We start from the raw sequence: 13037 nt of genomic DNA on the forward strand, positions 1-13037 counted from the left end.
CACCCCTGATAAAAACAAACGAGCGCAATCCAAATATACTGGACTGCACTCGCTAAGTGTGGGGATGCAAAGCGCATCGTGGTGGTCCCACTTGGGCTTGAACCAAGGACTCCCTGATTATGAGTCAGGTGCTCTAACCAACTGAGCTATAGGACCCGAGGAGCGGCCGTGTGGCTTACCTCTAAATGTCTGTTTCGAAGGGCTGGACGCATGCCGAGGAAGCACCGTTTGCTCTGTCATGGTGCAAAGGTAATGCTTTTTTCTGATATAATGCCTCCCACCCCGACAAAAAACTCGCAGATAGTAGGTATGCGTACCACGTTGCTTAGATGAAGTAAATGAGGTACCTTTGTCCTTAGAGTAATATATCAAGACACAAGTACTATGAATAAGAAAAAATCTAATCTACCCTCTGAGTGTACGACTATCATCGTCGGCAGTCAGATGAGTGCTGATGGATCACGTATCGTAGCGCGCTCAGAGGACTGGGACGCTATGTTTGCCAAGAACCTCACCATCCACCGTCCCGGCGAGCCAGGCTCGGTCGATCCTATGCGCTTTGACGCATTTGATAGCCCCTTCGCTTGCGATCTGCCTGGCAATGCGCAGAGCTACTCGGCACTACCACCATATCATCTGCCAGGACACTGGGGGAGCGCAGGCTTCAACGAGTCTGGTGTCGGCATGAGCGCCACGGAGTCTATCTTTAGTAGCGATGCAGCACTAGCTGTCGATCCTCTTGTAGAGAATGGTGTGGCTGAGAACTCTGTCTTCAACATCGTCCTCCCCTACATCCACACAGCTCGCGAAGGCGTAGAGCGTCTCGGCAAGCTTATTGAGGAGTATGGTGTCAGCGAGGGCTTCGGTATCGGCTTCGTTGATAGTGATGAAATATGGTATCTGGAGACCGCTTCGGGACATCGCTGGCTAGCTTGTCGTATCCCTGAGGAGCAATACTTCGTCACGGGCAATCAGAGCCGCTTCCGTCAGTATGATCCTAAGGACAAGGAGCACTTTATGGCATCCAGTGACCTGATTGAGTTTGCCCAGGAGCACGGACTGTACGATCCTAAGGAGGGTGCCTTTGACTTCCACAAAGCTTACATACGTGACGTGGAGCTAGACACTACGTACAACTATCCACGTGTCTGGGGGCTCCAGCAAATGTTTACCCCCGCGATGAAGCAGGATGTAGCTGTCAATAACTTCCCCGTCTATGCTAAGGCTGAGAAGCCGATCACGATGGAGGCTATGCGCCATGCTTTCCGCTTCCACTACGACGGCACGGAGCATGATCCTTATCTCCACAGCAATCCGCACGAGGTGTACCGCCCAGTCTCCATCTTCCGTACCACGCAGACGCATATCCTACAGGTGCAGCCTAAGCTTCCCGTAGCTGTCGGGCGTATCAACCACGTTTGCTTGGGTATGGCAGACCTAGGTCTCTTCGTACCGCTCTTCCAGGGTGTGACCTCTTATCCCGAGCCTTACACCAAGGGTGGGGGAGAGTCCTCACAGGAGTCGGCCTACTGGACCTTCCGCAAGGTACAGGTGCTCGGTATGACCAACTATAATAAGTATGCTCCGCTTATCAAGGCTCGCTACCACGCCTTCGAGCTGGAGTGCGACGAGCGCATCGAGGAGATACAGCGTCGCTACTGCCATAAGCTGGACAAGGGGATGCCTCACGCTGCCCAAGATATGCTACAGGAGGCATCGGATGCTATCTTGTGGCGTGCCCTTGAGGTAGCTGATGCGCTGATCGAGGAGCTCTTTACGCAGATGACACGCGACATACAGGCTGAGTATCTCTTCCACGGCGCTTAGTCGATCAACGTCCTGCAACAAAATAAAAAGGAGACCGCTCACCACTTGGAGGGCGGTCTCCTTTTTATCTTCTTAACGACCACCTCCAATTTCAGTTTCTACCGAGGAATTTGGGAAACTCTAGGGAGCAAACGAAAATTCTTCACGGAATCGGGAAATAAAAGTTCGGAAGAATGAAATGAAACTTCGGAAGAAAGATTTCGAAGTTCCGAAGAATTTTTCCGTTCCTCGCTGGAGAATAGAAAATAGCCACGGAGGAAATCACAATTTCCTCCGTGGCTCGTTACGATAGCTCTTAATTTATTAGACTAAACTCTAGGCTTCTTGCTGTAATTCAATTGTTTAGCCGATTAGACGAATCAGACAGTAGCCTCCGATGGTGAGCCAGAGGTAGAGCGCTCCTGCGAGGAGGAAGGGTTTGCCACCAGCACGCTTGAAGCGAGCAAACGAAGCATCGCTACCGAGCGCTGCCATAGCCATACAGAGTCCGAAGTCGTCAGCCCAGCGGATTCCACCACAGACTTGATTGTAGAGGTCGTTGATGCCCTGCTGCTCAGCGAGGTAAGCGATCAGTGTATTGACGCAGATCATAATGAGGAACCATATGGCAAACCAAGGTATAGACACCTTGCGCTGTGCCGTGGCGCCTCCTCGCCCGCCACGATGTAGGACGGAGGTGAGGATGAGTAGGAAAGGCGCCAAGAGGATCACACGGATCATCTTCGTAATGGTTGCTGTGGAGGCGATTGCTTCGCCCATAGCACCTCCAGCACCTGCCACATGCGCCACCTCGTGGAGCGTACCTCCAGTGTAGATAGCCATCTGATGGTCGGTCAGACCGAGCCATCCGGTCGCATGAACGAGTGGGTAGAGAAACATGCTGAGTGTACCAAAGAGCACCACCGTAGCGACGGCTATGACCGTCTTCTCGGAGCTAGCTCCCAGTACAGGCTCGGTGCCTAGCACGGCAGCAGCACCGCAGATAGCGCTACCCGAAGCGGTGAGGATGGCGGTGTCACGATCCATCTTGAGCCAGCGACCGATGAGCACTCCGAGGAGGATGACCGAAGAGACGATGATGAGGTCGTAGATGAAGGCCGTAGCGCCAGCCTCGTAGATGTCAGCCAGCGTAAGACGAAAGGCGTAGAAGACAATCGCTAGGCGCAGGATACGCTTCGATGAGAAGGCTAGCCCTGGCACCCACGTGGGGTTGAGCTTATGTCGCAGCGTATTGGCATAGATCATGCCTATCAAGACGCTAATGATGAGTGGAGATATGCGGAGCGTCTCCTTAAAGAGAGGTAGCTGTGCCAAAGCAACAGCTACGCCTGCGAAGGCTGCCATCAGGATCAGCCCACACCAGAAACCCCCTGAGGGGCGTGAAATTGCTTTTGTCATATATGTAATAAGGTATAGGTCTAGTCTAAGCTTTTACAGAGCCACAAACGTGTAGAACAGCGAGATGATAGCTATCATGGCAAAGATGAGCGCAAAGATGCGGTTGAAGATCCGTAGATTGCGCAGACTCACCAAGTCTCTCAGGCGGGTGGCAACGTAAGTGATAAAGAGCCACCAACCCAAAGCGCCTAGCGCGATGGAGATGAGTCCGAGAGCAAACATCCCGTAGGGAGGTGCACCGAGTGGATAGACGAAGTTGAACTGGCTGAAGAGGACTACATAGACGGGTACGATGAAGAGATTGGGAATGGTCAGTAGGAAGCCACTCCCCAGGTGTGAGAGATTGCGTTGATTGATCTGCCCGACGACACGCTGCGAGACGCCTAGCCGTGGCGTGCTGAAGTATAGGTAGCAGGCAAAGGCTAGGAAGAGCATACTTGCCACGATGCGCAGGACTATCTTGTTGTGATCTATATAGTCCAGCATGATGCCCGTAAAGAGGTAGGTGACAATCGCATAGAAGAGGTCGCCCAGTGTGGCTCCTATACCAGTGACAACCCCTGCACGTCGTCCCTGCTCAAGGGCTCTCCGCAAGCAGAGGATCCCCGCAGGACCCATTGGGGCAGAGATGCAGATGCCTATGATGATCCCTCCGAATAACTGTAGTATGTACTCTGTAATAAACATCGTATATAAGAGATAGAAGAGGAGACTTGAACCGTCTACCTCTAGTGACTCCGATGCAAAGGTACAAAAAGGAGAGATTAGAGGTTAGAGATTAGAGGTTAGAGATTAGAAGATAGAGATTAGAAGTTAGAGGGGGCTAGTGTTTCTAGGGACACTAGTGCTCCTAGTGGGGCTGGAGCCTCTAGTACCTAACCTCTAACCTCTAACCTCTAACTTCTAATCTCTAACCTCTATTTTCGTATCTTTGTCCCCGTATATGATACCTTAACTATAGATATGCAACAGAACTGGCGACTGTACAATCTGCTGAACAATGTGGTGGGCTGGGTGACTTTTGTCATCGCAGCGGTGGTCTACCTGATGACCATCGGTCCCTCGGCGAGCCTGTGGGACTGCCCCGAGTTTATCTTATCGGCCTTTAAGCTGGAGGTGGGGCACCCACCTGGGGCCCCCATCTACATGCTTGTGTACAATGTCGCTGCACACTTAGCCCCGACGCCTGCACTAGCGGGACTATACACCAATGCGCTGAGTGGACTGCTCAGTGCGGGGACGATCCTCCTGCTCTTCTGGAGTATCACCCATCTGGTGCGTCGTGTGGTACTACCAGGCGCTTCGCCTTGTGCCAAGCAATTGATCCCCGAGGGGGTGACTCCAGTGCCTACCTTAGCGCAGACGATACTGATCATGGGCTCTGGACTGGTGGGAGCGTTGCTCTACACCTTTACAGATACCTTCTGGTATAGTGCTGTGGAGAGCGAGGTCTATGCCTTTAGCTCCTTCCTGACGGCGCTGGTCTTCTGGCTGATGCTTAAGTGGAGCGACCGTGCGGACAATGCTCGCTCTGACCGCTGGATAGTCCTCATCGCCTATGTGATGGGTCTCAGTATCGGTGTGCACCTGCTCAACTTGCTCTGCATCCCTGCGATGGCGCTTATATACTACTTCCGCAAGCATGACACACTCTCCTTCAAGGGGATTGCTACGACACTGATCGTATCCTTCGTCTTGATAGCAGTCATCATGTTTGGTATCATGCAGGGTGTCGTGGCCTTCGGAGGTACGATAGACCGCTGGGTGGTCAATGGACTCCAGATGCCGTACAACAGTGGCTTCTACAGCTATCTCGTCATCCTTATGGTGGTGCTGGTCGGTTCGCTCACGTTGTATCAGCGAGGCGAGCGTGGTCGTAATCTGATCATCAGCTCGTTTATCCTCTCCTGGTGCTTGATCGGTATCCCATACTTCGGAGGAGCGGTCTGGCTAGGCGTGATTGTGACGATAGTATTGGCGATATACCTTTTCCAAAATAGAAAGGTCTCTCTACAGCTCCTACACACGGCTCAGATGTGTATGCTAGTTATCATGATCGGCTTTAGCTCCTACGGGGTGATCCTCGTGCGCTCGCTCGCTGGCACACCGATGAATCAGAATGAACCGAACACGGCGCTTGCCATCAAGAGCTACATCAACCGTGAGCAGTATGGCGCTATACCTCATCTATACAGCGCTACCTACGTGGCACGTCCTATAGCTATGGAGGAGGGAAGCCCTGTCTATGCGCCCAAGGTAAAGAGCAATCCGAAGGAACCTGACGAGTATGTCAAGATCTACAGCCAGCCAGAGGTGAAGTATGCCGAGGGGAGCAAGATGCTCTTCCCCCGTATGTTCTCGCCACAGCCAGAGCATATCAGAGCGTACAACAGTTGGATAGACCGCAACCCTGATGATATGTCTAAGCCCTCGATGGCAGATAACTTGAAGTACCTCCTGCGCTATCAGATTAACTATATGTACTGGCGCTACTTTGGCTGGAACTTCATCGGTCGTCAGAACGACCTGCAGGGCGATGGCGGTATGCTCAAGGGGGGCGTCCTGACGGGCTACTCGTTTATTGATCAGATCGCACTGGGTAAGACCAAAGATCTGCCAGATCAATTCCTTAGTAACAAGGGACGCAACGCTTACTACCTCTTACCGCTTCTCCTAGGCTTCCTAGGTATTGCCTATCAAGTGATGAGGCGCAAGAAGGGTATGCAAGCTTTTTGGATTACGCTGGCGCTCTTCTTCATGACGGGCTTGGCGATTATCCTGTACATCAACCAGACACCAGGGCAGCCTCGTGAGCGAGATTACGCCTATGCGGGCTCTTTCTATGCCTTTGCGATATGGATCGGCTTCGGTGTGGCAGGACTTTACGAACTGCTGAGCCGTGCTAAGCTCAAGCCTGTACTGAATGCCTCGATCGTCTCGGTACTCGGATTGATCGTGCCGATACAGATGGCTTCGGAAAACTGGGACGACCACGATCGCTCAGGACGTGTCCTAGCGAGCGACTTCGGATACAACTACTTGATCAGTTGTGATCCCAACGCGGTGCTACTTTGCTTCGGGGATAACGATACCTTCCCCTTGTGGTACTCCCAAGAGGTGGAGGGCGTGCGCACCGATGTCAAGGTGAGCAACCTGAGCTACCTGCAGTCGGAGTGGTACGGCAAGCACATGCTACGTCACAGCTACGAGGCACAGCCGATACCGAATAAATATATGAGTCCAGCCTTCTTCGTTACGAACTCCTATGCGCTAATACGTCCGACGAGTGCGGTGCCGATGCCTTTTGACCAAGCGATGAAGGCAGCGACGAAGGTCGTTCCTCAGGGTCAGGCGCTGATGCCTGCGGACAAGGTGTTAGTATCGGTTGATTCGGCGGTTGTTGCAAAGCATTTCCCGCAGCTTCAGGGTTTACCTATGCCCGAGAGTATGATGCTTTCGCTGGAGGGCAAGTCGGCTGTGACGAGAGATCAGCTCTTTGTCCTAGATATGCTGGGCGCAGCGAAGTGGCAGCGACCGATCATGTGGGTCTCTTCGGCTCCTCAGAATGTCTTTGCTAATCAGAGACAGTATATGTCGCAGGTGGGTATGGCGCAACGCTTTAACCCGACGACCGTGGCGGGCACACCTTACGAGGTGGATGTGGAGCGGATGTATGACTTAGTGATGAACAAGTATCGCTACTTCAATGCCAATGACCCGAACATCTACTTTGACGAGAATATCCGACGCAACATCTCTTACTACTATCGAGCACATATCTTTGCTGCGCTAGCCCAGGCGCTCCTACGTCAAGACGACACTGAGCGAGCTAAGAAGGTGCTGACGAAGTGTGCCGAGGTGATCTCGCCTAAGGCGGTGCCCTACGATATGACTGACATAAGTCTAGCGGATGCTTACTACCGTGCCGATATGAAGAAGCAGGGCGACGAGATCGTTCGTGCACTCTACCGCGACACGGCACAGCTCCTCTACTGGGTCAGCCAGCAGAGCCCACGTCATCAGATGGCGCTCATCAACGATGCGACGGTACGCTACTCGCTTACCGCACTCATAGAGTTGATCCGCATAGATATGCTGTGGGGTCGCAACCTCTCGGCAGAGTATGAGACGATGCTACAGCAAGCGTTGCCCATCTTTGGCGGATCCCTAGAGGCTGTCAAGGAGATGACCGCTCAGCAGCTCGCTCAGAGGCTCCCTGACCCAACAAATCAGTAATCATTTAGAAACTCCTTTATCTCACCCTTATGAAAAGACTTGTATTAGTACGCCACGGACAGAGTGCGTGGAATAAGAGTAACCAATTCACAGGCTGGACAGACGTCGACCTCACCGAGCAAGGTGTCGAGGAAGCGCACGAGGCTGGCCGACAGCTACGCAAGGCGGGCTTTCGCTTTGGCAAGGCTTATACATCATATCTCAAGCGCGCCATCAAGACGCTGAACATTATCCTCGACGAGATGGATCTCGACTGGATCCCCGTGGAGAAGTCGTGGCGTCTCAACGAAAAGCACTACGGTATGCTCCAAGGGTTGGACAAGTCCGAGACAGCGGCCAAGTATGGCGAGGAGCAAGTGCACATCTGGCGACGCAGTTACGACGTACCGCCCGCACCGCTAGACCCGACCGATGAGCGTGCGCCTCAGCACGATCCACGCTATGCTTCGGTCAATCCTGACGAGCTCCCACTCACGGAGTCGCTCAAGGAGACGGTCCAGCGCATCCTTCCTTACTGGGAGAGCAACATTCGTCCCGACCTAGAGAAGTATGGCGAGATCATCGTCACGGCTCACGGCAATAGCTTGAGAGGTATCGTCAAACACCTCAAAGGTATCTCAGACGAAGAGATACCTTCGCTCAATCTCCCGACGGGTATCCCGTACGTCTTCGAGTTTGACGACAAGATGCAGTTGCAGCATGACTACTTCCTCGGCGACCCCGAGCAGATAGCCAAGCTTCAGGCCGCCGTTGCCAATCAAGGCAAGAGCAAGTAGCCACGATCCCGTTCATTTCACTAGACACTTCCAACTATTATGACATACGATCTCATCATCATCGGTGGAGGGCCTGCGGGTTACACAGCTGCTGAGCGTGCTGCTCGTGGTGGACTGGATACGCTACTTATCGAGGAGCGTGCGCTCGGTGGCGTCTGTCTTAACGAAGGGTGCATCCCTACGAAGACGCTCCTTTACTCGGCTAAGGTTTGGCAGACAGTGCAGAGCGCCGCTAAGTATGGCGTCACCTGTACGCCAGAGCAGATAGACCCAGCCAAGGTTATCTCTAGAAAGAATAAAGTCGTTCGTAAGCTCGTCGCTGGTATCCGTGCACGGATGAAGGAAGCTGGCGTGACCGTGCTCACAGAGCATGCGACTGTCACGGCGCACAATAGCGACGACACCTATACCGTCACGGCAGCTGCTGAGACTTATACGGCTAAGCATCTACTCCTCTGTACAGGTTCAGAGACAGTCATCCCGCCTATCCCTGGAGTTGAGGAGGGGCACTATATTACTCACCGCGAAGCTTTGGATAGTAAGGAGCTTCCCGCCTCGATCGTCATCATCGGTGGTGGCGTCATCGGCATGGAGTTCGCCGCTTACTACAACGAGATGGGCGTGACCGTCTCCGTAGTTGAGATGCTCCCCGAGATTATCAATGGCATGGACAGCGAGCTAGCAGCGCTCCTTCGTGAGGAGTATGCGAAGCGTGGCATCAAGTTCTACCTCCAGCACAAGGTGACGCATCTCTATGCCGATGGCGTAGAGGTTGAGTACGAGGGTAAGACCTTTAAGGTGGAGGGCGAGCAAGTGATGCTCTCCGTGGGTCGTCGTCCCGTGACCAGCTCCTTCGAGGCACTGCTCAGCCAAGGGCTTGAGCTCGAGCGTCGAGGTGTCAAGACCGACGAATACCTCCGCACCTCGCTCCCCAATCTCTATGCTGCGGGCGATGTCAACGGACACTCGCTCCTAGCCCACACTGCGGTTCGTGAGGCAGAGGTAGCGGTCGACCACATCCTCGGTCGTAAGATCAATCCGATGAGCTATCGAGCTATTCCTGGGGTTGTCTACACGCATCCCGAGATAGCGGGCGTAGGCTTCACCGAAGATGCGCTACGAAGTGGAGACAAAGTCTATATGAAGCTGATGCTCCCGATGAGCTACTCAGGACGTTTTGTTGCGGAAAACGAGATGGCTTCAGGATTTTGCAAAGTTCTTGTCAACCCCGAGGGCAAGATCCTCGGAGTGCACATGCTAGGCAATCCTTGTAGCGAACTGATTGTCACCGCAGTGCTAGCCATCGAGCGTGGAATGACAGCGCACGAGCTGAGCGAAATCATCTTCCCGCACCCCTCTGTGGCTGAGATTCTCAAGGAAACGTTGGAAACCTTCCCCCGTACGAACTAGTTAGCCATGAGACCTCCTCATATCGTTATCCTAGGCTTAGGAGGCGTCGGTGGATACTTCGGCGGGCTCTGGACACGCTACGCCATGGCGCATCCCGACCAGCTACGCGTCTCCTACCTGATGCGTCCTGGAGCGCACTACGATTGTGTACGCAGTGAGGGCTTGCGCATCTCCTCGCCTCGTCTGGCCGAGACCGTTGTGCGACCCAGTTGCGTCACTTGTGATCCGCAGGAGCTGGAGCCGATAGACTATCTGGTCGTTGTGACCAAGAGCTATGACCTAGCCGATAGTATTCGTCCACTGCAGCCTTTCCTGACCAAAGAGAGTGCCGTCCTGCCGTTGCTCAATGGACTAGATATCCACGAGCAGCTCCGCACGATGCTTCCCGCAGAGGTCGAGCGCTGGGCGGGTATCGCATATGTCACCGCACGGCGCACAGAGCCTGGTGTCGTGGAGAGCCACTCCGACAACGAGCGACTCTACGCAGGCTCTCTGGCACGACCCATCGGGAGTGAGCGAACGGCTAGCGAAGAGCGACTTCTTAGGATCTCCCAAGTTGCGGGCATCGATCTCGTCATCCCTGACGATCCGATGGAAGAAGTGCGCAAGAAGTTCCTCATGCTCTCCAATTCAGCTGCTGCAACAGGCTACTACGACTGCGGTGTCGAGGGCTTGCTCGGTGCGCATCGTGCCTTTGTCATCGGACTCACCGAAGAGCTCTGCCAGCTGTACCGTGCTAAGGGGTGGGGCATCAGCGATGCCGATCCAGTCGCCTCAGCGCTCCGTCGCATAGACCGTATGCCACCCGCCACGACTACCTCGATGAATAGCGACTTACGCAACCATCATCAGAGCGAGGTCGAGAGTCTCGTCGGTTACGTGGTTCGTGAGAGCCAGCGCTTAGGTCTCTCAGCGCCACATTACGAAGAGGCTTACGCTGGCATCCTGCAGCGCATCGCTCAGCAGTAATCTACTCATCAGCGTCTCGGAGCTGTCGGCCCCCGTCCGATCACTCCGAGACGCTTCCTCTAATATCTAATCTCTAACTTCTAACCTCTAATCCCCCATGAAGCGTCTACTCGTCATCTTGCTTTGCCTCCTCACTTTGCCAGTCTTTATGGCCCAAGGGCAAAAGCTAGACTCGCTCACGCAAGCCTTTCATGCGAAGCCCACTGTAGCCACCGCTACGCAGCTCGTGGAGCGAGCTACAGCGCGAGGATGCAGTGACCTAGCCGTCTCAGCTTATGAGTACCTTGCTCATCAAAATGGTAAGTACCTGCCCGCTCTCTGGGAGTGCTACCTCAGAGAGTTGCGACTAGACGCACTGTCCGCTTCACTAGAGAAGCAGAGCAAAGCACGCAAGTCTCAGTACGCCATCGACCTCTATGCTGAGAGACTGTATACGCTGCGACGTCTTATGGGAAACGTCCTTTGGTTAGAAGTGGCTGACACCGTCACCATCGCACGAGAGCAATTGGCCAGCTACCTCAATGGACAGGGCGTCAAAGTCTTCTCCTGTGACACTTTAGGTCTCGGCTTCCTCACTGAGCGAAGCGATCGTTACATCAGACCTCTCCGCAAGCGTCCTGGTGCACCTGTGCGTCTCGTCTATGGCGATCTTCTAGCCAATCAGCCGATACCGACGACGCTTCAGTCAGATGCTAGCATCATCACCGCTATCCCAGACAGTCTCGAGGCTCCCTCTTATCCTACGCTAGCTCCCGACGGTATCACGCTCTACTTCTCAGCTATTAGCAAGCAGGGGCTTGGAGGGCGAGACCTTTATATGACCCGCCAGACCGCATCGGGTGGCTACCTACAGCCCGTCCCGCTAGGTCTGCCATACAATAGTTCGGGCAATGACCTGCTTCTCGCTTTCAATGCTGAGCGCCATCTCGGCTACCTCGTCTCCGACCGCTATGCCCCTCGTGGCATGGTCACCGTCTACCGCTTTGTTTACAATGATGGCGAGGTGACAGAGGTCCCGTCCAACGATCCCGCTCTCTTGCGCCAGTACGCTATGCTACGACCCTACCATGTCACGCAGCGCTCGGACGTAGACTACGCTACTTTGCTGGGTAAGCATACCTCTGCACAGCCTGCCCACAGCAGCGCTTCTCAGGGTAACTTTGTCGTGGCACCAAATGTGATCTACACCAGCCGCGATCAGTTTCACTCCGCCGAGGCTGCGACCCTCTACGATCAGTATCTGAGTCAGCAGAAGCAGCTCACCGAGCAGGAGCAGACACTGGCTCGTCTCCGCACTGCCTATCACCAGCATAGTGGTAGCGATGCTGACCTGACCGAGATGATCCTACAGCTCGAGCGTGAGCTCCCCGCAGCCCGCAAAGCGTTGCGCACGCTCGCCCAGAAGATACGACAGCTCGAGCGCCCGCATCTCTAAGGGCGCCCTATATTTTGGGAAAGTAGTACCTTAGCGGGCGTTAAACCAATAAACGCCCTAATAACAATGAGAAAAGAACAATTGATCTGCCTCTGCCTAGCCATGCTACTAGTCAGCACCACTCTGATGCTCAGCTCCTGTAAGAAGGATCCAAAAGACAAGGACCCCAAGGAGGCACTCGTCAATACCCGCTGGAAGATGGCTACAGACCTCACAGGGCTTGACATTGACAAAGAGATCGGTGAAGTATCTGGCGGCGAGCTTCGCTTCACTTCTCAGACGGAAGGCGAGCTGACAGCAGCTATCAAAGGGACGAAGCTCACACTCTCGGTGACTTACAGCTACGATGCTACGCAAAAGGCTTATCCCGCCACGGTAAAAATAGGAGATGATATCAACCAGTTTATCTTGAAGGTCAATTGGGACACTAACATCTTGATAGCCTACGAGCTGGAAGCTGGAGTCGTCATCCCGAAGCCTATTATGTTCTTTACGCTTGTCAAGTAGTCAAGCTATAAGGCGCGATATGTTTGTAGAGGCATAGTCCTACGACACAGTACAGGGGTAGAGACCTAAGCGGTTTCTGCCCCTTATTTTATCTCTCTGGGAGTCGGAGTGGGGTAGCAATTAGGGTGAGACGTGCAGCCCGTGTAGTGACGCACGAGACGAGTAACGGTTGTAGGGACGCTCGGTCGAGCGTCCGTTGTGTCAAAGGTTATGGTGTCAAGGCTTTAACGGGGACGGACGCACGACCGTGCGTCCCTATAGCCGTTACACGTTGGATGGTTCGGGGACGGATGCATGACCGAGCGTTCCCCCCAGCCGTTACACGTCTACCGAGAAAATCGGGAATCTCCAGCGAGAAAACGAAAATTCTTCACGGAACCGGGAAATAAAAGTTCGGAAGAATGAAATGAAACTTCGGAAGAAAGATTTCGAAGTTCCGAAGAATTTTTTTATTCCTCCCTGGATAATTCAGAATTTCC

The 13037-nt window shown here is 53.7% G+C and carries 9 protein-coding genes and 1 tRNA gene; 7 read left to right on the forward strand and 3 right to left on the reverse strand.

Annotated elements, in window-relative coordinates; genetic code table 11:
* Window positions 1–79: 79 nt before the first annotated feature.
* A tRNA-Ile gene (locus PORUE0001_RS04725) sits at window positions 80–156 on the reverse strand.
* A 228-nt stretch (window positions 157–384) separates the two neighbouring features.
* On the opposite strand from PORUE0001_RS04725, the gene PORUE0001_RS04730 reads away from it, so the two are divergent.
* A complete protein-coding gene (locus PORUE0001_RS04730) occupies window positions 385–1827 on the forward strand; it encodes a C69 family dipeptidase (RefSeq protein WP_007365341.1) in 1443 nt (480 codons plus the stop codon).
* 342 nt (window positions 1828–2169) lie between these two features.
* Here PORUE0001_RS04730 and PORUE0001_RS04735 read toward each other — a convergent pair whose 3' ends face one another.
* Both PORUE0001_RS04735 and PORUE0001_RS04740 read right to left on the reverse strand, forming a co-directional pair.
* On the reverse strand, window positions 2170–3225 hold the full coding sequence (locus tag PORUE0001_RS04735) for a YeiH family protein (RefSeq protein ID WP_039865621.1): 1056 nt from the start codon (window positions 3223–3225) through the stop codon (window positions 2170–2172).
* 33 nt (window positions 3226–3258) lie between these two features.
* Complete coding sequence (locus tag PORUE0001_RS04740) at window positions 3259–3912, reverse strand: LysE family translocator (protein WP_007365353.1); 654 nt, start codon at window positions 3910–3912, stop codon at window positions 3259–3261.
* Window positions 3913–4188: 276 nt separating this feature from the next.
* On the opposite strand from PORUE0001_RS04740, the gene PORUE0001_RS04745 reads away from it, so the two are divergent.
* The 6 genes from PORUE0001_RS04745 (at window position 4189) to PORUE0001_RS04770 (ending at window position 12558) form a co-directional block, all read left to right on the forward strand.
* Complete coding sequence (locus PORUE0001_RS04745) at window positions 4189–7461, forward strand: protein O-mannosyl-transferase family (protein WP_007365343.1); 3273 nt, start codon at window positions 4189–4191, stop codon at window positions 7459–7461.
* Window positions 7462–7490: 29 nt separating this feature from the next.
* A complete protein-coding gene (gpmA, locus tag PORUE0001_RS04750) occupies window positions 7491–8237 on the forward strand; it encodes a 2,3-diphosphoglycerate-dependent phosphoglycerate mutase (RefSeq protein WP_007365329.1) in 747 nt (248 codons plus the stop codon).
* Window positions 8238–8276: 39 nt separating this feature from the next.
* Window positions 8277–9647 carry a dihydrolipoyl dehydrogenase gene (gene lpdA, locus PORUE0001_RS04755; protein WP_007365347.1) on the forward strand — a complete coding sequence of 457 codons (1371 nt, stop codon included), beginning with the start codon at window positions 8277–8279 and terminating at the stop codon, window positions 9645–9647.
* 6 nt (window positions 9648–9653) lie between these two features.
* Window positions 9654–10616, forward strand: coding sequence for a ketopantoate reductase family protein (locus PORUE0001_RS04760; RefSeq protein ID WP_007365323.1), 963 nt, complete (start codon window positions 9654–9656; stop codon window positions 10614–10616).
* Window positions 10617–10713: 97 nt separating this feature from the next.
* Window positions 10714–12051, forward strand: coding sequence for a hypothetical protein (locus PORUE0001_RS04765; protein WP_007365327.1), 1338 nt, complete (start codon window positions 10714–10716; stop codon window positions 12049–12051).
* 66 nt (window positions 12052–12117) lie between these two features.
* Window positions 12118–12558: a hypothetical protein gene (locus tag PORUE0001_RS04770; RefSeq protein ID WP_007365340.1), complete on the forward strand. Its 441-nt coding sequence runs from the start codon at window positions 12118–12120 to the stop codon at window positions 12556–12558.
* Window positions 12559–13037 lie beyond the last annotated feature (479 nt).

The sequence above is a fragment of the Porphyromonas uenonis 60-3 genome, from assembly GCF_000174775.1.
Classification (GTDB): Bacteria; Bacteroidota; Bacteroidia; order Bacteroidales; family Porphyromonadaceae; genus Porphyromonas; species Porphyromonas uenonis_A.